Consider the following 18,485-nt stretch of genomic DNA (forward strand, 5'->3'; position numbering starts at 1 on the left):
CTACTTCGACCGGCTCGGCGTACCTCGGCTCTCATGACCTCAACTGCTCGAACCGCCCGGTGCGGACCCGCATGCCGGGTGGTGTGGGAGGGGATCGGTCAGAATACCTGACCGCCCCTATCCCGATTCGCCCCTCCGACATCCTCCCGCATCCGGTTGCGAACGCCCCCCATGGCACCGATGCTGCGCCCGGTGGCTTCGTCCTGCGGCGCGTTCGACGTTCACCACGCCCTGCGACCTTCTTCACGGTCGTGTTGCACGCACAGCGGAAAATCCCCGTCGAAACTTGAGGCCTGCCGGACGATGGTCTATTCGTTCAATAACGCTTCGTTCGATCGACAAAAAAGGGGGCTCACAATGCTGTTGCCGAATAGTTCAGCCACAAGTAGAGTTCGCGCCTCAAGCAGGATCGTATCGTTTGCACTTGAAGGTGAGCCTATGTTGCGCAGCGCAGATACCGCGCCTCTATTCTCGTTGCCGGATGCCGACATGGAAAACTTCGACATGGCGTCCGTCCGCGGAAACCGCCATGTCGTTCTGTTTTTCTATCCCCGGGACAACACCCCCAGTTGTACGCTTCAGGCCGCGGATTTCAGCGACCATGAAGATGCCTTCAACCGCCTGGACTGCATCGTCATCGGGGTCAGCCCCGACGATTGCCTGACCCATGCCGAGTTTCGTGACGAGCATGGCTTGTCGATTCGCCTGTTGGCCGATACCGAGGCCGAAGTCTGCAAACTGTACGGTGTGTGGCGCGAAAAGATCGTCGATGGCGTGAAACGGATGGGTGTGTTACGTTCGACTTTCATTATCGACAAGGATGGCCAGATTCGGCACGCCTTGTATGACGTCACGCCGCGTGGACACGTGGCCGAAGTGCTCTCCCTTGTCAGGGAACTTGAACCGGAAAAAGCCAATGCAAATCGCAAAAAACACCGTCGTAACGCTTAAATACACCGTCCACGATCCGGACGGTAATGTGGTCGATGACGGGCAGCATCCGCTGGTGTACCTGCACGGGGGTTACGACGGCATCTTCTCGCCGATCGAAGAAGCCCTGCAGGGCAAGGGCATTGGCGACAATCTGAAAATGAAGCTGCAGCCCGACGATGCTTTCGGTGAGTACGATGAAAGCATGGTGATGGTCGAAGACCGCACTCTGTTTCCCGACAACATCGAAGTGGGCATGAGCTTCGAGCGGGTCACCGAAGACGGCGAGGACGAGGTGCTGTACCGCATCACCGATATTGCCGAAGGCAAGGTGGTGGTCGATGGCAACCACCCGCTGGCCGGCGTTGCGCTGTTGTTCGACATTACGATTGCCGACGTGCGCGCTGCCACCCAGGAAGAAGTCTCGCACGGGCATGTCCATGGCGACGGTGGTCACCACCACTGATCTGCGCCAGGATCCCATCGAACGGGCCGCCAGTTTGCGGCCCGTTTTGATTTCCGCGCCATTCGCAGTAGATTCCGAATTCCCGGCCGCTCGGCCGCATGCGATTCCTGATGACTTTTCTGGCCATCTATGACCTCTGCCGAACGTACTGAACTGCTGACCGTCGACACGCTGACGGTGGAGATCGACGCGGAGCGGGCGGTGCGCCCCGTGGACGCCGTGAACCTGTCGATCTCGCCGGGAAAGACGCTCGCGCTCCTGGGGGAATCCGGCTGCGGGAAATCGATGACCGCGCTGGCGCTGATGCGTTTGCTGCCGACGGCCGGTCGCATCGCCGACGGTCGCGTCCGCTATCACGGCGCCGATCTGCTGGCGCTGCCCGAAGCGGATATGCGCCGGGTGCGCGGTGGTGGCATGGCGATGATCTTCCAGGAACCGGCGACCAGCCTGAACCCGGTGATGACGGTCTTCCACCAGATCGAAGAGGTGCTGGTGCGTCATCGCGGGCTGACGGGCGCCAAGGCGCGGACGGAGGCGACGCGACTGCTCGCGGCGGTGGGGATTCCGGATGCCGAGCGCCGTCTCGACGAATATCCGTTCCAGTTTTCCGGGGGCATGAAGCAGCGGGCGATGATCGCCATGGCACTGGCCGGCGATCCGGATCTGCTGATCGCCGACGAGCCGACCACGGCGCTCGACGTCACCTTGCAGGCGCAGGTGCTGGATCTGCTCGCATCGCTTCAGGCCTCGCGGCAGATGGGCATGTTGCTGATCACGCACGATCTGGGCGTGGTCGCGCGCATGGCCCATTCGGTGGCTGTGATGTATGCCGGGGAGTTGATCGAAACCGGTGCGCGCGAAGCGTTCTTTGCCGCACCACTGCATCCGTATTCGCGCAAATTGTTTGCCGCCTTGCCCACCCCGGCCGGCCGTCGGCAGCCGCTGGAGACGCTGGCCGGCATGGTGCCCCGGCTTGATCAACGCTTTGCCGGTTGCCGCTTTGCGCCGCGCTGTCCGTCCGAGATGCCGCACTGCGCGACGCGGATTCCGCCGTGGTTCGAGGTCGAGGGGCGCCAGGTGCGCTGCCATTTGTACGATCCAGCTCTGGCAAAGGCAACGGCTGCGCCGCCGGTGGCGACGCCGAAGGCCGCCGACGAGGCTCGCCCGGAAGCGGCCGAGCCCTTGCTCGAAGTGGCCGATCTGCGGGTGTATTTTCCGGTGCGAAAAGGTGTGCTGAAGCGTGTCAGCGGATACGTCAAGGCGGTCGACGGCATCCGGCTGTCGCTCACGCCGGGGCGCACGCTGGCGCTGGTCGGTGAGTCCGGCTGTGGCAAGACCACTGCCGGCAAGGCGCTGATGCAGCTGGTCCGGCCGACCGGCGGGTCGGTACGCCTGGCGGGGGTGGAGCAGGTGGGCCGGCACGGACGGGCTTTGCGCGAGTTGCGACGCCAGGTGCAGATGGTGTTTCAGGATCCGTTCGCTTCGCTCAATCCTAGGATGCGCGTTGGCGAGATCCTCGACGAAGGCATGGCGGCGCTCAAAATTGGCGGAGACCTGCGCGCGCGGTCCGAGCGCATCGACGCTTTGCTGAATCGTGTCGGCCTCGATCCGGCGATGCGCGATCGCTACCCGCATGCCTTCTCCGGCGGGCAGCGCCAGCGGGTGGCTTTGGCGCGGGCGTTGGCGGTGTCGCCGAAGGTGATCGTCTGTGACGAGCCGACCAGCGCGCTTGATGTGTCGGTCCAGGCGCAAATCCTGAACCTGATGCGCGATGTCCAACGCAGCGAGGGGATCGCCTACCTGTTCATCACCCACAACATTGCGGTGGTCGACTATCTGGCCGACGAGGTGGCAGTGATGTATCTCGGGCGGATCGTCGAGCAGGGCGCTCGCGAACAGGTCTTGAGCCGGCCGCGCCATCCCTATACCGCGGCCTTGCTCGAGGCCGTGCTGACGATCGATCCGGAGGCGTCGAAGGCGACGCCGCCGTCCGTGCGGGCAGCTGGTGCCGATCATGAGCCGCAGGCGGAGATTCCGCTGCCGTCGCCGCTCAATCCCCCCTCGGGCTGTCACTTTCACCCGCGTTGCCCCCGCGCCGATGCGCGGTGCCGGGAACAGTATCCGGATGAGACGACCCACGCCGATGGAAGCTTCGTGCGCTGCTTCCACCCGTTGAGCCACGGCGTTCGGTGAGGCCGGTCAGCGCCGCCGCTTCTTCTTGCTGCGCGTGGTCTTTTTGCGCGGCGGCTGCATGCGGATTTCCTTGGCCGAGGGCAGGTCGGGGATCAGGTTGGTCAGCGGCATCACCGATTGCACGTCGGCACCGGCCGGCACCAGCAGCACGGTGCCGGGCTTGAGGTTGTAGGGCGAGGTCAGCCCGTTGACCTGGAGCAGCTCGGTGACGGTCAGGCCGAATTTGCCGGCAATGCTTTCCAGTTTCTCCGAGGCGGCCGGGCGGTAGGTTTGCCAGCGCGGGCTGGCGCCGGCCAGCTTGGCTTCGAAGGCGGCGACGCGGTCGGCGGGCAGGTTCAGGCGCTGCCGGCCTTCCGGAATGACCGGTCGGCGAAAGGCCGGGTTGAGGGCGATCAGCTCGGCCAGCGGCATCTGGGCGAAGGAGGCGGCCATCGCTAGATCGATCCCCGGCGGGCTTTCCACGCTCTCGAAGTAGAGCCGGTTGGGCACGTGCGGCAATTCGATGTTGAACAGCTCCGGCCGCGCGATGATGTTCTTCAGTGCCTGCAGCTTCGGCACGTAGCGCCGGGTTTCGTCGGGCAACTTGAGGTAGGCAAACTCGGTCGGCAGCCCAGCCGCTTCGTTCTTTTTGCGGGCCCTCGCCACCGCGCCTTCGCCCCAGTTGTAGGAGGCCAGCGCCAGATGCCAGTCGCCATGCATGTCGTAGATGCGTTCGAGGTAGTCCAGCGCGGCTTCGGTGGAGGCGACAATGTCGCGCCGCTCGTCGACCCATTCGTTCTGCTGCAGGTTGAAGTAGCGCCCGGTGGAGGGGATGAACTGCCACAGGCCGGCGGCCTGCGAGCGCGACAGGGCCATCGGATCGAAGCCGCTTTCGACCATCGGCAGCAAGGCCAGCTCGGTGGGCAGCCCGCGCCGTTCCAAGGCGTCGACGATGTGATAGAGGTAGCGATAGCTGCGTTCGAACAGGTTGCGCAGGGCGGCCGGGTGGCTGAGATAGCGGATCTGCTGGGCGGCGACTTCATCGGTGTCCAGGTCGGGCATGGCGAAGCCGCGCCGGATGCGATCCCACAGGTCGGCCGCTTTGTGGGTCAGGTCGACAGTGATGATCGGCTCATCGTCGGCGGTCAGGTCGATGGCCTGCGGGCGGGTGACGGTCAGCCCCTGCCCGGAGGACGTCGCTGGCGCCAGCGACTGGGCCCATAGCGGCGGGCACAGCAGAGCCATGACAAGGGCAAGACGGGGGAGGCCGGTCATCGGGTTCCGGGGGGCGAAGAGGCCCCGCATTCTAGTGATCGTGGTGCAAGTGCGTCAAACGACGAGAAACCGGCGTTTTTTGCGTGATATTGCCACTTTGGTTGTAGGAATCGATGCAATAATACCCGCATCTCCGGCCCGGTCTTTTCCATGAAAGTTCTTCTCATCGAAGACACTGTCACCAGTGCCACCATCGTGTCCGCGCAGCTTGCCAAGCTCGGACTGCAGACGGTCCATGCGCGCAGCGGTGAGGCGGGGCTTGAGATGTTCAAGCAGTCCCGTCCGGATCTGATCTTGCTCGATGTCATCATGCCCGGCCTTGACGGATTCGAGGTTGCGCGACGGATTCGCCAACTGGAAAAGGATGGTGACTGGACACCCATCATCTTTCTGACGGCGCGCACCAGCGACAAGGATCTGGAATACGGGATCGAAGTCGGCGGCGACGACTACCTGGTCAAGCCGGTGTCGGAAATCGTCCTGGCCGCCAAGGTGCGGGCCATGCAGCGTCTGGCGCAGATGCGGCTTTCGCTGCTGGTGCTGACGCGGCGCCTGGATGATGCCAACCGCGAACTGCGGCGCCTGACCTCGGTCGATGGCCTGACCGGCATTGCCAATCGCCGCTGCTTCGACGAGTCGATCGCCCGCGAGTGGCAGCGCGCCCGCCGCAACCGGCTGCCGTTGTCGGTGCTGATGCTCGATGTCGACTTCTTCAAGCAGTACAACGATCGTTATGGTCACCAGGCCGGCGACGAATGCCTCAAGGCCGTGGCCAAGTGCCTGGAAAGCGAGCTGAAACGCCCGGCCGACCTGGTCGCCCGCTTTGGCGGCGAAGAGTTCGTGGTGATGCTGCCGGAGACCAACTCGGTGGGCGCGCGGCGCGTTGCCGAGGCGATGCGTCATGCGCTCGCCTCGCTCGAACTGCCGCACGAATCGTCGCAGGTCGCCGACTACGTCACCTTGAGTGCCGGTGTGGCGACGGTCTATCCGGCGCCCGAAGACACCGGCTCGGTGGCCAGCATGATGGAAGCGGCCGACCGCGCGCTCTACCAGGCCAAGAAGTCGGGGCGCAATCGGGTGGCGCTGGCGGACCAGCCCGAAGGTGCCGCCATCGAGTGAGTCGAGTCGCGGCCGCGGCGCGTGTCAGAAGTTGTTTTTCCAGGCGCGCAACGCGGTGAACGCGGCCAGTGCGTCGGCCGGTGGCTGGTCGAGGCGCTCGGCGAGCGTGGCGCTGACCGATGCGCTTTGGGGGCGCAGGAACGGATTGACCGCCTTTTCTCGGCCGATGGTGCTCGGCAAGGTCGGCTGACCGCGCCGGCGACGCTCCGCGCATTCGTCGCGCCACCGATCGCGCGCCGGGTTGTCCGGCTCCGCCGCCTGCGCAAAGGCGAGATTGGCCAAGGTGTACTCATGGGTGCAGTACACTTGCGTGTCGTCGGGCAGGGCGGCCAGGGTGTTGAGCGAGCGGAAGAGCTCTTCGGGCGTGCCGTCGAAAATGCGGCCACAGCCGGCGCTGAACAAGGTGTCGCCGCAGAACAGGATGCCCGGCGCCAGGTAGGCGATGTGTTCGCGGGTATGCCCCGGCACATCCAGCACCCGGAATGTGATGCCGAGTTCGTCGATGCGGATCTGGTCGGGTTCGCGCACCGGGTGGGTGACGCCGGCGACCGTGTCGCGGGCGGGCCCATAGACCGGGCAACTCGGCGCCAGTGCGCGCAGGCCGCCGATATGGTCGGCATGATGATGGGTGATCAGCACGGCGGCCAGCGTCAGACCGTGTTGCGCGATAAAATCTGTCACCGGCGCCGCGTCGCCGGGGTCGACCACCAGCGCGTGGCGACCATCGTGCATGACCCAGATGTAGTTATCCTTGAACGCCGGTAGCGGAACAATCTGTCTCATGATGTCTCCTGATATGTCGTCGCCGGATCACTCCGATCTTGCCCATTGGCTGTCCACGCCGATGGGACGCTACGTGATGGACTGGGAGGCCAGCCGGTTCGATGCCATGGTAGCGGATCTGTTCGGCTACCACGCGGTGCAGGTCGGGCTGACGCAGTTCGATTTTTTGCGTAACAACCGGATTCCGGCCCGGATCCTGTGCGACTTCACCGGCGAGGGCCGTGACGCCGATGTGCTGGCCGAACCCGAAGCCCTGCCGTTCGAGACCGGCAGCGTCGATCTGGTGCTGCTGCCCCATGCGCTGGAGTTCGCTGAACACCCCCACCAGGTGCTGCGTGAAGTCGAGCGCATTCTGGTGCCCGAAGGGCAGCTGATCATTGCCGGCTTCAACCCGTTCAGCCTGTGGGGCGCGCGGCGATTGCTGCAGCGCCGGGCGGGCGATTTTCCGTGGCAGGGCCAGTATCTGTCGGTACGGCGGATCAAGGACTGGCTGCAGCTCTTGAGCTTCGAGACCCGCGCCGGCGGCTTCGGTTGCTACGCGCCGCCCATGCGGCAGCAACGCTGGCTCGAGCGCTTTCATTTTTTGGACGCGGCGGGCGAGCGCTGGTGGCCGGTGTGTGGCGGGGTGTATCTGCTGCAGGCGGTCAAACGGGTGCACGGCATGCGTCTGATCCAACCCAACTGGCGCACCCGCGCTGCCCGCCGCAAGACGCTCGCCCCCGTGGCGTCGCCGGGCCAGCGCGTGGCGCGCCATCACAGGAAGCAGCATGACAACTGATGTCGAGATCTTTACCGACGGTGCCTGCAGCGGCAACCCCGGCCCCGGCGGCTGGGGCGCGATCCTGCGCTGGGGCGACCAGGAAAAGACCTTGTTCGGCGGCGAGCCGAACACCACCAACAACCGCATGGAGTTGTTGGCCGTGATCCGTGCACTCGAAGCGCTCAAGCGGCCGGTGAAGGCGCGGGTGCATACCGACAGCCAGTATGTGCAGAAGGGCATCTCGGAGTGGATCCACGGCTGGAAGGCGCGCGGCTGGAAGACCGCTGCCAAGGCGCCGGTCAAGAACGAAGACCTGTGGCGCGCGCTCGATGCGGTGCAGGACCGCCATCAGGTCGAGTGGGTATGGGTCAAGGGCCATGCCGGCCATGTCGAGAATGAACGCGCGGACGCGCTGGCGCGCCAAGGCGTCGAGTCGATCCGCCGCGCGCGATAAGGAAAAACACGATGCGACAGATTGTGCTGGATACGGAAACCACCGGCCTGGAGTGGCGCAATGGCGACCGGGTGATCGAAATCGGTTGCGTGGAGATGGTCAACCGCAAGCTGACCGGCCGTCACTACCATGTGTATCTCAACCCCGGCCGGGAGATCGATCCGGGGGCGATCGAGGTGCACGGCATCACCAACGAATTCCTGGCCGACAAGCCGAAGTTCAAGGATGTCGTGGCCGAGTTCGAGGACTTCGTGCGCGGTGGCGAGTTGGTCATCCACAACGCCACCTTCGACGTGGGCTTTCTCGACAACGAGCTGTCATTGCTCGATCGCCCGCGCCTGGCCGGGATCTGCGCCGGGGTGATCGATACCCTGAAGATGGCCAAGGAGCTCAACCCCGGCAAGCGCGCCACGCTCGATGCGCTATGCGAGCGCTTCGACATCGACAACGCCCGCCGCACCCTGCACGGCGCCTTGCTCGATGCGGAGCTGCTGGCCGACGTCTACCTGGCCATGACGCGCGGGCAGGAGAGCCTGATCATCGGGCTCGACGAGACGCCGACCGCGATCACGACCGAAGAGCATGCCGCCTCGCTGGCCGACCGGCCGCCGCTCAAGGTGCTGCGCGCCAGCGACGAGGAACTGGCGGCGCATGCAAGCGTGCTGTCGGACATCGCCAAGGCCACCAAGGGGGCCTGCCTGTGGTTGCCGCCCGAGCCGGCGGCCGCGGAATAGGGCGGCGGCCTACAGTCTGAGCCGGTCGCCCGCGTCAGCCTTGGCACCGAGCAGCCGGTTGACGGTGGGGCGCAGGTCCAGCCCCGTGGCCGCTTGCACGGCGGCCGCGCGCTCGCGCAACTCGGCGCCATCGTGATCGATGGCATCGCCGACCGCGCCGAAGGCGATCATGTTGCCGTGGTCGGCCGAGGCGAAGGCCAGCAAACGCTGGTCGAAGGCGTATTCCAGCCGCGCCACCGTACCCTCGTAGCGCCGCCCGCGGTTGAACAGGTTGGCCGACAGCAGTCCGTCGTCGGTCAGGTGCTCGCGCAGGCAGCGGTAGAACTCGATCGAGTTCAGCGGGCCGGGGCGCACGTCATGGTCATAGGCGTCGAGCAGGATCAGATCCCAGCGCTCATCGGTTTGCGCCATGAAATCCAGCCCGTCGGCCAGATGCACCTGCAGGCGCGCGTCGTCGGCCGGAAAGCGGAAGTACTGCCGGGCGATGGCCAGCACGCGCGGTTCGATCTCCACGACGGTATGTACCGCCTCGGGTAACTGGCGGTGGATGAACTTGGCCAGCGAGCCGGCGCCCAGCCCGATCGACAGCACTCGGCGCGGCCAGGGCGCATCGCGCATCAGCAGGCCGGCCATCATCTCGCGGGTGTAGGGCAACTCCAGGGCGTGTGGCGTGCGCAGGCGCATCGCGCCTTGCACCCAGTCGGTGCCGAAGTGCAGAAAGCGCACGCCCGCTTCTTCGCGGATGTCGATGGGGTTTTCCATGGGGTCAGAATCCGGTCCGGAGAATGCGCGGCGCGTCGATGGCGTCACGCGGGGATGGCAGGTGTTGATGGCGCGCCCGACTCATGGCGCTGGCGACGAAGGGGCCCAGGGATGGGCGCTGATCTGAGCCGCGCCGGTGTCGTCGGCAAGGCGCACCTCGACCCAGCCCATGAAGGGCGCGCCATAGGTTTCGATGCGGGTGAAGCGGTCGATGACGCGGCCCTGCGCGTCCTTGAGCGGGTGGTCGATCTTGTGATTGTGGCTGTCGCCGTGGATCAGGATCACCGGCCGGTCGGTGGCCAGGACATGCGCGCGCAGGCGGTCGAGAAAGTCGGCGAAACCGGGCGTCGGCTTGCCGGCGGCGTAAACCTTGAAGTGCGGGTCGCCCTGCATGGCGAGCACGATCAGGCGGGCGCCGCTGGCCTTGGTGCGGGCAAACGCATCCGCCATCCAGGCCAGATTGGCGGCATGGCGCTGCCGGTACTCGTGGCTCGGCGCGTCGGCCTTGCCAAAATTGTTGTTGCTGCCGGTCACGTTGAGCGTGGCGAACACCACACCGTCGCGTGCCCAGCGCAGGTTCTCGGGGTAGGGCGCGGCGGGGGTGGCATCGCTCTGCCGTTCGACCGCCATGCTCGGCGTGCCGAGCGAGCGCGGCTGCGCGAAGAACACATGGCGCAGGAAGTCGAGGCGCTCGACCGGCGCGTAGCCGCCGTTGCTGGTGCGGTGGCAGTCGGTCCACTCGTTGTCGCCGGGGGTGTAGATCAGCGGTGCCGCGACGGCGTCGAAGAGCGCGCGGCGGTCGTGGTACATCGCATCGTCGCAGCGCTGGCCGCCGCTCTTGATGTCGCCGGCGTGAATGATGAAGGCCGGCTGACGCTGGGCGATTTGCGCCAGCATGGCGGGCAGCAGCTTGCGCTCGGCGTCGGTGTAGGGCGTGTCGCCGATGATCGAAAAATGCCAGTCGGCCGCCGTGGCGACCGACATGCTGGCGGCAAGCAGCAAGGCAAACAAGCCGCGACGCATGCTCAACTCACCAGGCGTTTGAGCGCGTAGAGCTGTTCGAGGGCTTCGCGCGGGCTGAGCGCATCCGGGTCGAGGCTGGCCAGCGCGCCGATGGCCGGATGCGATGGCGCCTCGGGCTCGTCGGCGGGCAGGGCGGCGAACAGGTCGGGCTGCTCGCTGCTGCCGACCGACTGGTTCTCCAGCACGCGCAGTCGGCGCCGGGCATCGCGCACCACGGCGGGCGGAATGCCGGCCAGCGCGGCCACTTCGATCCCGTAGCTCTGGCTCGCGGGGCCGTCTTCGACCGCATGCATGAAGACGATGCGGTGGCCATGCTCGACCGCGTCCAGATGCACGTTGGCACATTCGGGGTAATCGCCGTTGAGGCGGGTGAGTTCGAAGTAGTGCGTGGCGAAGAGCGTCAGGCTGCGGTTCTTTTCGAGCAGCTGGCGAGCGATGGCAAAGGCCAGCGCGAGGCCGTCGAAGGTCGAGGTGCCGCGGCCGATCTCGTCCATCAGCACCAGGCTGTGCTCGGTGGCGCCATGCAGGATGGCGGCCGCTTCGGTCATCTCGACCATGAAGGTCGAACGGCCCGAGGCGAGGTCGTCGGAGGCGCCGATGCGGGTGAAGATGGCGTCGATCGGGCCAATGCGGGCGTGCTGCGCCGGTACGAAGCTGCCGATATGCGCCATCAGCGTGATCAGCGCCACTTGGCGCATGAAGGTCGATTTGCCGCCCATGTTGGGGCCGGTGATCAGCAGCATGCGACGTGTCGGCGACAGCGTGCAGCGGTTGGCGATGAAGGCTTCCACCTGGCGCTCGACCACCGGATGGCGGCTGTCGGTCAGCTCCAGGCCGGGCTGGTCGGAGAGCACCGGGCAGCAGTAGTCGTAACGGCGCGCCGATTCGGCCAGCGCGGCCAACGCGTCGAGCGTGGCGATGGCGCGGGCAACCTGCTGCAGGGCCGGGATGTGCGCGGCCAGCGCGTCGAGCACGGCCTCGTACAGCGCCTTCTCGCGCGACAGGGCGCGGTCCTGCGCGGACAAGGCTTTGTCTTCGAAGGCCTTGAGTTCGGGGGTGATGTAGCGTTCGGCGTTCTTCAGCGTCTGGCGGCGGCGGTAGTCGTCCGGCACCTTGTCGCCGTGCACCCGGCCGACTTCGATGTAGAAGCCATGCACCCGGTTGTATTCGACCTTGAGCGTGGCGATGCCGGTGCGCTCGCGCTCGCGCACTTCCAGGTCCATCAGGAACTGCCCGCAGTTGGTCTGGATGCCGCGCAGCTCGTCGAGATCGGCATCGTAGCCGTCGGCGATCACGCCGCCGTCGCGCAGCGCGGTGGACGGCTCGGGCGCGATGGCGCGGAGCAGCAGCTCGGTGGCCTCGGCCGGTGGCGTCAGTTGCCCGGCCAGCGCGGCCAGCATCGGCGCTTCGATGTCGGTGAGCGCGGTGCATAGCGCCGGCAGGCGGGCGAGGGTGTCGCGCAACGAGGACAGGTCGCGCGGGCGGGCCGAGCGCAGGGCGATGCGCGCGGTGATGCGCTCGACGTCGGCCATACCCTTGAGCGCACTGCGTACGTCGGCGCCGGGGCCGCTGCCGGCATCGCCGAGCAGTTCGGCCACCGCGGCATGGCGCGCGGTGACGGCGGCGCGGTCGCGCAGCGGATGATGGATGGCGTGGCGCAGCCAGCGCGAGCCCATGCTGGTGACGCAGGTGTCGAGGCAGGACAGCAGCGTGGGCGAAGCCTCGCCGCGCAGGGTCTCGGTCAGCTCGAGGTTGCGCCGGGTGGCGGCGTCGAGGCGGATGTATTCGGACTCATGCTCGACGCGGATGCCGGTGACATGGCGCAGGCTTTGCTGCTGGGTGCCGCTGGCGTATTCATACAGCGCCGCTGCCGCGGCCAGCGCGACCGACAGGTCGTCGGCGCCATAGCCGGAGAGGTCGCGGGTGCCCAGATGGGCGGTGAGCAGGCGCACGCCGTTGGCGCCGTCGAACTGCCAGTCCGGCATTTTCTGCAGCGCCGGGGCGAGCGATTCGATCAGCGGCAGGCGCAGGGCGTCGGAGACCAGCACTTCGGCCGGGCGCAGGCGCTCGAACTGGGTTTGCAGTTGTTCGGGGGCGCATTCGAGCAGGCGCAGATCACCGTTGGCGAGATTCAGCCAGGCCAGGCCGAGCGTGCCGCGATGCACATGCGCGCACAGCAACAGGGCGTCGCGCCGGTCGTCCATCAAGGCCGCGTCGGTGACCGTGCCGGGGGTGACGATGCGCGCCACCGCACGCTCGACCGGCCCCTTGCTGGTGGCCGGGTCGCCCACCTGCTCGGCAATGACGACCGATTCGCCCATCTTCACCAGCCGCGCCAGGTACTGCTCGACGGCATGGAAGGGCACGCCGGCCATCTTGATCGGCTCGCCGGCCGACTTGCCGCGCGTGGTGAGCGTGATGTCGAGCAGGCGGGCGGCTTTTTCGGCGTCTTCGAAGAACAGCTCGTAGAAGTCGCCCATGCGGTAGAACAGCAGCAGTGCCGGGTACTGCGCTTTTAGCGCAAGGTACTGCTGCATCATGGGGGTGTGCCCCTCCGCCGAGCGGAGCGCGGTCTGACTCATGGGCGCTAACACCCTCAGGCGGGCATGCCGGCGGGGCGATGGGCCTGGATGATGGGCAGCAGCTGGACGAAGACCTTGGGCGTGGCCGCCACCACGTTGCCGGTGCTGAGGTAGTCCGATTCGCCCGACAGGTCGCTGATCAGGCCGCCGGCCTCTTGCACCATCAGGGCGCCCGCGGCGATGTCCCAGATCGACAAGCCCATTTCCCAGAAGCCGTCGGCGCGGCCGGCAGCGACATAGGCCAGATCGAGCGAAGCGGCGCCAGGGCGGCGGATGCCGGCGGTTTTCTGGCACAGCTCGCGGAACATGGCGAGATAAGCGTCAACATTGTCGAACTGGCGGAAGGGGAAGCCGGTGGCGATCAGCGAGTCGGCCAGCTTGGTGCGGCGCGAGACGCGGATGCGGCGCTCGTTGAGGTAGGCACCGCGGCCCTTGGAGGCGGTGAATAGTTCGTTGCGCACCGGGTCGTAGATCACGCCTTGCTCGACGACGCCCTCGCGCGCCAGCGCGATGGAGATGGCGTACTGTGGAAAGCCGTGGATGAAGTTGGTGGTGCCATCGAGCGGGTCGATGATCCACTGGTATTCGCTGTCCGGATTGCCGGCGGTCTGGCCGGATTCTTCTGCTAAGATCCCATGCCCCGGGTAGGCGTCGAGCAGCACTTCGATGATGGCCGCTTCGGCCGCGCGATCGACCTCGGTCACGAAATCGTTGGCGGCTTTGGTCTCGATACGAATGCGATCGATGTCGCTGGCAGCGCGGTTGATGGTCGTGCCTGCGCGGCGAGCGGCCTTGACGGCGATGGTGAGGGTGGGATGCATTGCGGTCCGTTGAACAGGCAGTTGCCCGTTCGCAAAAATTGAAAAACCACAAATTCTAATATGAATGAAGCCAGTCTGCTTGACCGTGTGCGCGTGGTGCTCACCCGCACCAGCCATCCCGGCAATATCGGTGGTGCGGCACGAGCCATGAAGACCATGGGCCTGTCGCGGCTGGTGTTGGTCAATCCTCAGGTGTTTCCCAGCGACGTTGCTACGGCACGCGCCTCGGGGGCGACCGATGTGCTCGATCATGCCCAGGTGGTCGGGTCGCTCGAAGCGGCGCTTTCCGGCACGGTGTTCAGTGCAGCGATGACCGCACGGCGCCGCGAGCTGTCCTTGCCCATGCAATGGTCGCGCGAAGCGGCGGTTACGGTGTCCGGCTATGCGGCGCAGGGCGATGTGGCGCTGGTGTTCGGCAATGAAACCAGCGGCATGACCAACGAAGAGTTGGCGCTGTGCCATCTGCCGGTGATGATCCCGACCAACGCCGAGTACAGCTCGCTCAACCTGGCGGCGGCGGTGCAGATTCTCAGCTACGAAATGCGCATGGCCTGCAGTGAATTGCCCGTGGCGCCGGATGGTGCCGGGGCGCCTGCCGGCTTCGACGAGATCGAAGGTTTCTACGGCCACCTTGAGCAGGCCATGATCGACAGCGGCTTTCACGACCCGGCCAATCCGCGCAAGTTGATGCCGAGGTTGCGCCGCCTGTTCGGGCGGGTGCGCCTGGAGAAGGAGGAGGTCGGCATTCTGCGCGGTATCCTCAGTGCGTTGCAGCGTAAAGTCGATTAAAATAGTCGGGCTTTCATTTCCAATGAAAGCATCCACATCACCCAGCCTTGGAGGAGCGCATGTTCAGTCGCTTGCGGGAAGATATCAATAGTGTCAGGAGTCGGGACCCTGCGTCGCGCTCGGCGCTGGAGGTGTTGACCTGTTATCCCGGCGTCCATGCGCTGATGTTTCATCGCTTGGCGCATGCGGCCTGGCGGCGGCAGTTCTACTGGCTGGGGCGGTTCATCAGCCATGTCAGCCGCTGGCTGACCGGTATCGAGATCCATCCGGGCGCGGTGATCGGCCGGCGTGTGTTCATCGATCACGGCATGGGGGTGGTCATCGGCGAGACCGCCGAGTTGGGCGATGACTGCACCATCTACCAGGGCGTCACGCTGGGCGGCACCTCCTTGTATCGGGGCACCAAGCGTCACCCGACCCTGGGCAAAGGCGTGGTGGTCGGTGCTGGCGCCAAGGTGCTGGGCGGTTTTACCGTCGGCGATGGGGCCAAGGTCGGGTCGAACGCGGTGGTGGTCAAGCCGGTGCCCGAGGGGGCGACCGCGGTCGGCAACCCGGCACGGATCCTCGATCGCGAGCGCGACGACGCGCGCGAACAGAAAGCCGAGGCGATGGGCTTTTCGGCCTATGGCGTGACGCGCGACATGGACGACCCGCTGACCAAGGCCATCCACGGTCTGCTCGACCATGCCGTCGAGACCGACCGCCGTCTGGCGATCATGGTCAAGCGTCTTGAAGCGGCCGGGTTGCCGGTCAATGGCGACAGCGAGCCGAGCGATGATTTCGATGCCGAACGCCTGAGCAAAATGGTCGATTGAGCGGCGGATCAATAGTTGATCGAAGTAGTCGGGTAATGTATTGTCGACCGAATACATCGGGTATTCGCGCAGCGAGGACAGACAATGAGACTGACGACCAAAGGCCGGTTCGCCGTGACCGCAATGATCGACCTGGCGCTACGCCAGGACGGCGGGCCGGTGACCCTGGCGGGGATCGCCGAGCGGCAGAGCATCTCCTTGTCGTATCTTGAGCAACTGTTCGGCAAGCTGCGTCGCCACAAGCTGGTGTCGAGCGTGCGCGGGCCCGGCGGGGGCTACTGTCTGGCCAAGCCGATGAAGGATGTCACGGTGGCCAATATCATCGTGGCGGTCGATGAGCCGCTCGACGCGACCCAGTGCGGCGGCAAGCAGAATTGCCATGACGAACACCGCTGCATGACCCACGATCTGTGGACGAATCTGAATCGCCGCATGTTCGAGTATCTCGATTCGGTCACGCTGCACTGTCTGGTCACTGCGCAGCAGGCACGTGAAGCGGCGGCGCAGGAAGACGGCAAGGTGGTGGTGGTGAACAAGCGGGCGCGGGTCGCCGATGGCGAGTCGGTTCCGATTTGAGCGTGACACCCATGTTTGCCCCGGTCTATTTCGATCACAACGCGACGACACCGCTCGATCCGCAGGTGCGCGAGGCGATGCTGCCGTATCTCGGCGCGCGCTTCGGCAATGCGTCGAGCCGGCACGAATACGGGCGCCAGGCCCGCGCCGCGATCGATGCGGCCCGGGCACAGGTGGCGGCGGCTGTCGGCGCGCATCCGACCGAGGTGATCTTCACCAGCGGCGGCTCCGAAGCCAACAACCTGTTTCTCAAGGGCGCGGCAGCGACGATGAAGCCGGGCCGCGTGGCTGTCAGCGCCATCGAGCATCCTTGCGTGCGCGAGGCGGCCAAACGGCTGGTGAAGCAGGGCTGGCAGTTCGACGAGATCGGCGTCGATGCGCAGGGCGTGGTCGACGAGGCGGCGTTTGCCAAGGTCATGGATGGGCGGCCGCGGCTGGTGTCGGTCATGTTGGCCAACAACGAGAGCGGCGTGCTGCAGTCGATTGCACCATTGGCCACGGCGGCACGGGCACAGGGGGCGTTCTTTCACACCGATGCGGTGCAGGCGCTCGGCAAGGTGCCGGTGGATTTTCGCGCGCTGGGGGTCAATGCGCTGACGGTGTCGGGCCACAAGATCTACGGCCCGATCGGTGTCGGGGCGCTGGTGATCGACAAGCGGGTCGAAGTGGCGCCGCTGATCGATGGCGGCGGCCAGGAACGCGGTTTGCGCTCCGGGACGGAAAACCTTGCTGCAATCGTGGGTTTTGGTCTGGCGTGCGAACTGGCAGAATCACGCCGCGCGAGTGATGCCGCATGTCTGACTCAGCTCAAGGCGAAGCTGGAGTCCGGGCTCGGCGGCTTGGGTGCGAGGGTGTTTTCGGCGGGCGCAGCGCGTCTGGCCGGGACCAGTTTCTTTGCCTTTGACGGCATCGACGGCGAAACCCTGGTCGGCAAGCTCGATCGGGCCGGATTTGCCTGCGCCAGCGGCTCGGCGTGTTCCAGTGCCAATCCGGAACCGTCGAAAACCCTGCTGGCGATGGGCGTGGCGCCTGAGATGGCGCGCGGGGCGATCCGCATCAGCCTCGGCCGGGCGACGACCGATGACGAGGTCGGGCGCTTCATCGGCGTATTGACGGAAGAATTGAAGCGCTTGCGTGGCCTGAGCGCCATGGCAAGCTGAAGCGACAAGAACTGAGTGGGCGGCAGACGCCCTGACGGAGAGAGTGCATGTTGAAGTTCCCGATCTACCTCGACTATTCGGCAACGACGCCGATCGATCCGCGCGTGGTCGACGCCATGATTCCCTACCTGAGCGAGCACTTCGGCAACCCGGCGAGCCGCTCGCACGCCTATGGCTGGGAAGCCGAAAAGGCGGTGGAACTGGCGCGCGCCGACGTGGCGGCGCTGGTCAATGCCGACCCGAAGGAGATCGTGTGGACCTCCGGCGCGACCGAGTCGGACAACCTGGCGATCAAGGGCGCGGCCCAGTTCTACCAGAGCAAGGGCAAGCACATCATCACGCTCAAGACCGAGCACAAGGCCGTGCTCGATACCTGTCGCGAACTCGAGCGCCAGGGCTTCGAGGTGACCTATCTCGACGTGCAGGAAGACGGCTTGCTGAACCTGGATGCTTTCCGCGCCGCGCTGCGCGACGACACCACCGTGGTGTCGGTGATGATGGTGAACAACGAAGTCGGCGTGATCCAGCCGATCGAAGAGATCGGTGAGATCTGCCGCGAGCGCGGCATCATCTTCCATGTCGACGCCGCCCAGGCGACCGGCAAGGTCGACATCGATCTGCAGAAGCTGAAGGTCGACCTGATGTCCTTCTCGGCACACAAAACTTACGGCCCGAAGGGCATCGGTGCGTTGTATGTGCGTCGCAAGCCGCGGGTGCGCCTGATCGCGCAGATGCACGGTGGCGGCCATGAGCGCGGCATGCGCTCCGGCACGCTGGCGACGCATCAGATCGTCGGCATGGGCGTGGCCTTCCGCCTGGCGCGCGAAGAAATGGCGACCGAGAACGTGCGCATCGGGCTGCTGCGCGACCGGCTGATGAACGGGTTGACCGACATCGAGGCCACCTATGTGAATGGCGACATCGCCAAGCGGGTGCCGCACAACCTCAACATCTCGTTCGCCTACGTGGAAGGCGAGTCCTTGATCATGGCGATCAAGGATGTGGCGGTGTCGAGCGGCTCGGCCTGTACCTCGGCCAGTCTGGAGCCCTCGTACGTGCTGCGCGCCCTGGGGCGCAATGACGAGCTGGCGCACAGCTCGATCCGGTTTTCGATCGGACGTTTCACCACCGAAGAAGAAGTGGATTACACCATTGACCTGTTGCATCGGAAGATCAACAAGCTGCGCGAACTGTCGCCCCTGTGGGAGATGGTGCAGGAAGGGGTGGATCTGAATACCGTGCAGTGGGCGGCCCACTGAGCTGA

General features: G+C 65.7%; 19 protein-coding genes. 13 read left to right on the forward strand and 6 right to left on the reverse strand.

Going from position 1 to position 18,485, the window contains the following annotated elements; translation table 11 throughout:
* The 4 genes from I8J34_RS02935 to I8J34_RS02950 all read left to right on the forward strand — a co-directional run.
* Positions 1-290: hypothetical protein (locus I8J34_RS02935; protein WP_214360147.1), on the forward strand; the 290-nt coding region annotated here is incomplete at its 5' end.
* A gap of 148 nt (positions 291-438) precedes the next feature.
* On the forward strand, positions 439-951 hold the full coding sequence (locus I8J34_RS02940) for a peroxiredoxin (RefSeq protein ID WP_214360128.1): 513 nt from the start codon (positions 439-441) through the stop codon (positions 949-951).
* Complete coding sequence (locus tag I8J34_RS02945; protein ID WP_214359886.1) at positions 917-1,396, forward strand: FKBP-type peptidyl-prolyl cis-trans isomerase; 480 nt, start codon at positions 917-919, stop codon at positions 1,394-1,396. Before I8J34_RS02940 ends, I8J34_RS02945 begins: the two co-directional genes overlap by 35 nt.
* Before the next feature lie 129 nt (positions 1,397-1,525).
* The gene (locus I8J34_RS02950) at positions 1,526-3,589 is read left to right on the forward strand and encodes an ABC transporter ATP-binding protein (protein WP_214359887.1); all 2,064 of its coding nucleotides are present in this window, start codon (positions 1,526-1,528) and stop codon (positions 3,587-3,589) included.
* 6 nt (positions 3,590-3,595) lie between these two features.
* Here the strand turns inward: I8J34_RS02950 and I8J34_RS02955 are convergent, their stop codons facing one another.
* A complete protein-coding gene (locus I8J34_RS02955; RefSeq protein WP_230411684.1) occupies positions 3,596-4,813 on the reverse strand; it encodes a transglycosylase SLT domain-containing protein in 1,218 nt (405 codons plus the stop codon).
* Between the two features lie 180 nt (positions 4,814-4,993).
* Between I8J34_RS02955 and I8J34_RS02960 the strand changes: the two genes are divergently transcribed.
* Complete coding sequence (locus I8J34_RS02960; protein ID WP_214359889.1) at positions 4,994-5,962, forward strand: GGDEF domain-containing response regulator; 969 nt, start codon at positions 4,994-4,996, stop codon at positions 5,960-5,962.
* Between the two features lie 24 nt (positions 5,963-5,986).
* Here I8J34_RS02960 and gloB read toward each other — a convergent pair whose 3' ends face one another.
* Positions 5,987-6,745 carry a hydroxyacylglutathione hydrolase gene (gene gloB / locus I8J34_RS02965; RefSeq protein WP_214359890.1) on the reverse strand — a complete coding sequence of 253 codons (759 nt, stop codon included), beginning with the start codon at positions 6,743-6,745 and terminating at the stop codon, positions 5,987-5,989.
* Here gloB and I8J34_RS02970 point away from each other — a divergent pair.
* The 3 genes from I8J34_RS02970 to dnaQ are packed head-to-tail and all read left to right on the forward strand — an operon-like array spanning position 6,744 to position 8,693.
* On the forward strand, positions 6,744-7,523 hold the full coding sequence (locus I8J34_RS02970; RefSeq protein WP_230411685.1) for a class I SAM-dependent methyltransferase: 780 nt from the start codon (positions 6,744-6,746) through the stop codon (positions 7,521-7,523). The genes gloB and I8J34_RS02970 overlap by 2 nt on opposite strands.
* Entirely contained in the window at positions 7,513-7,959 is a 447-nt protein-coding gene (gene rnhA / locus I8J34_RS02975; RefSeq protein ID WP_214359891.1) for a ribonuclease HI, read from the forward strand. The genes I8J34_RS02970 and rnhA overlap by 11 nt, the downstream gene beginning before the upstream one ends.
* Positions 7,960-7,970: 11 nt before the next feature.
* A complete protein-coding gene (dnaQ, locus tag I8J34_RS02980) occupies positions 7,971-8,693 on the forward strand; it encodes a DNA polymerase III subunit epsilon (RefSeq protein ID WP_214359892.1) in 723 nt (240 codons plus the stop codon).
* Positions 8,694-8,702: 9 nt separating this feature from the next.
* On the opposite strand, the gene I8J34_RS02985 is transcribed toward dnaQ, so the two are convergent.
* The 4 genes from I8J34_RS02985 to I8J34_RS03000 all read right to left on the reverse strand — a co-directional run bounded on the left by I8J34_RS02985 (position 8,703) and on the right by I8J34_RS03000 (position 13,881).
* On the reverse strand, positions 8,703-9,455 hold the full coding sequence (locus I8J34_RS02985; RefSeq protein ID WP_214359893.1) for a fused MFS/spermidine synthase: 753 nt from the start codon (positions 9,453-9,455) through the stop codon (positions 8,703-8,705).
* Between the two features lie 81 nt (positions 9,456-9,536).
* Positions 9,537-10,478 carry a metallophosphoesterase family protein gene (locus tag I8J34_RS02990; protein ID WP_214359894.1) on the reverse strand — a complete coding sequence of 314 codons (942 nt, stop codon included), beginning with the start codon at positions 10,476-10,478 and terminating at the stop codon, positions 9,537-9,539.
* A 2-nt stretch (positions 10,479-10,480) separates the two neighbouring features.
* Entirely contained in the window at positions 10,481-13,060 is a 2,580-nt protein-coding gene (gene mutS, locus I8J34_RS02995; RefSeq protein ID WP_230411686.1) for a DNA mismatch repair protein MutS, read from the reverse strand.
* A gap of 14 nt (positions 13,061-13,074) precedes the next feature.
* The gene (locus I8J34_RS03000; RefSeq protein ID WP_214359895.1) at positions 13,075-13,881 is read right to left on the reverse strand and encodes an inositol monophosphatase family protein; all 807 of its coding nucleotides are present in this window, start codon (positions 13,879-13,881) and stop codon (positions 13,075-13,077) included.
* Positions 13,882-13,941: 60 nt separating this feature from the next.
* Here I8J34_RS03000 and I8J34_RS03005 point away from each other — a divergent pair, with 60 nt between their 5' ends.
* From I8J34_RS03005 to I8J34_RS03025, 5 genes are all read left to right on the forward strand, one after another.
* A complete protein-coding gene (locus tag I8J34_RS03005) occupies positions 13,942-14,670 on the forward strand; it encodes an RNA methyltransferase (RefSeq protein ID WP_214359896.1) in 729 nt (242 codons plus the stop codon).
* Positions 14,671-14,729: 59 nt separating this feature from the next.
* Complete coding sequence (cysE, locus tag I8J34_RS03010) at positions 14,730-15,485, forward strand: serine O-acetyltransferase (protein WP_214359897.1); 756 nt, start codon at positions 14,730-14,732, stop codon at positions 15,483-15,485.
* Between the two features lie 84 nt (positions 15,486-15,569).
* Entirely contained in the window at positions 15,570-16,061 is a 492-nt protein-coding gene (gene iscR, locus I8J34_RS03015) for a Fe-S cluster assembly transcriptional regulator IscR (RefSeq protein WP_214359898.1), read from the forward strand.
* An 11-nt stretch (positions 16,062-16,072) separates the two neighbouring features.
* Positions 16,073-17,221, forward strand: coding sequence for a cysteine desulfurase family protein (locus tag I8J34_RS03020; RefSeq protein WP_214360131.1), 1,149 nt, complete (start codon positions 16,073-16,075; stop codon positions 17,219-17,221).
* 47 nt (positions 17,222-17,268) lie between these two features.
* Positions 17,269-18,480 (forward strand): IscS subfamily cysteine desulfurase, encoded by a 1,212-nt coding sequence (locus I8J34_RS03025; protein ID WP_304512849.1) that lies wholly within the window; start codon positions 17,269-17,271, stop codon positions 18,478-18,480.
* Positions 18,481-18,485 lie beyond the last annotated feature (5 nt).

The sequence above is a fragment of the Denitromonas iodatirespirans genome (assembly GCF_018524365.1).
Lineage (GTDB): Bacteria > Pseudomonadota > Gammaproteobacteria > Burkholderiales > Rhodocyclaceae > Nitrogeniibacter > Nitrogeniibacter iodatirespirans.

Coding starts and splice junctions, on each gene's coding strand:
- I8J34_RS03005 (WP_214359896.1), top strand. CDS start 13,942: ATGAATGAAGCCAGTCTGCTTGACCGTGTGCGCGTGGTGCTCACCCGC.
- dnaQ (WP_214359892.1), top strand. CDS start 7,971: ATGCGACAGATTGTGCTGGATACGGAAACCACCGGCCTGGAGTGGCGC.
- I8J34_RS03020 (WP_214360131.1), top strand. CDS start 16,073: ATGTTTGCCCCGGTCTATTTCGATCACAACGCGACGACACCGCTCGAT.
- I8J34_RS03025 (WP_304512849.1), top strand. CDS start 17,269: ATGTTGAAGTTCCCGATCTACCTCGACTATTCGGCAACGACGCCGATC.
- rnhA (WP_214359891.1), top strand. CDS start 7,513: ATGACAACTGATGTCGAGATCTTTACCGACGGTGCCTGCAGCGGCAAC.
- I8J34_RS02950 (WP_214359887.1), top strand. CDS start 1,526: ATGACCTCTGCCGAACGTACTGAACTGCTGACCGTCGACACGCTGACG.
- I8J34_RS02985 (WP_214359893.1), bottom strand. CDS start 9,455: ATGGAAAACCCCATCGACATCCGCGAAGAAGCGGGCGTGCGCTTTCTG.
- I8J34_RS02970 (WP_230411685.1), top strand. CDS start 6,744: ATGATGTCTCCTGATATGTCGTCGCCGGATCACTCCGATCTTGCCCAT.
- gloB (WP_214359890.1), bottom strand. CDS start 6,745: ATGAGACAGATTGTTCCGCTACCGGCGTTCAAGGATAACTACATCTGG.
- mutS (WP_230411686.1), bottom strand. CDS start 13,060: ATGAGTCAGACCGCGCTCCGCTCGGCGGAGGGGCACACCCCCATGATG.
- I8J34_RS02990 (WP_214359894.1), bottom strand. CDS start 10,478: ATGCGTCGCGGCTTGTTTGCCTTGCTGCTTGCCGCCAGCATGTCGGTC.
- I8J34_RS03000 (WP_214359895.1), bottom strand. CDS start 13,881: ATGCATCCCACCCTCACCATCGCCGTCAAGGCCGCTCGCCGCGCAGGC.
- I8J34_RS02945 (WP_214359886.1), top strand. CDS start 917: ATGCAAATCGCAAAAAACACCGTCGTAACGCTTAAATACACCGTCCAC.
- iscR (WP_214359898.1), top strand. CDS start 15,570: ATGAGACTGACGACCAAAGGCCGGTTCGCCGTGACCGCAATGATCGAC.
- I8J34_RS02955 (WP_230411684.1), bottom strand. CDS start 4,813: ATGGCTCTGCTGTGCCCGCCGCTATGGGCCCAGTCGCTGGCGCCAGCG.
- I8J34_RS02940 (WP_214360128.1), top strand. CDS start 439: ATGTTGCGCAGCGCAGATACCGCGCCTCTATTCTCGTTGCCGGATGCC.
- cysE (WP_214359897.1), top strand. CDS start 14,730: ATGTTCAGTCGCTTGCGGGAAGATATCAATAGTGTCAGGAGTCGGGAC.
- I8J34_RS02960 (WP_214359889.1), top strand. CDS start 4,994: ATGAAAGTTCTTCTCATCGAAGACACTGTCACCAGTGCCACCATCGTG.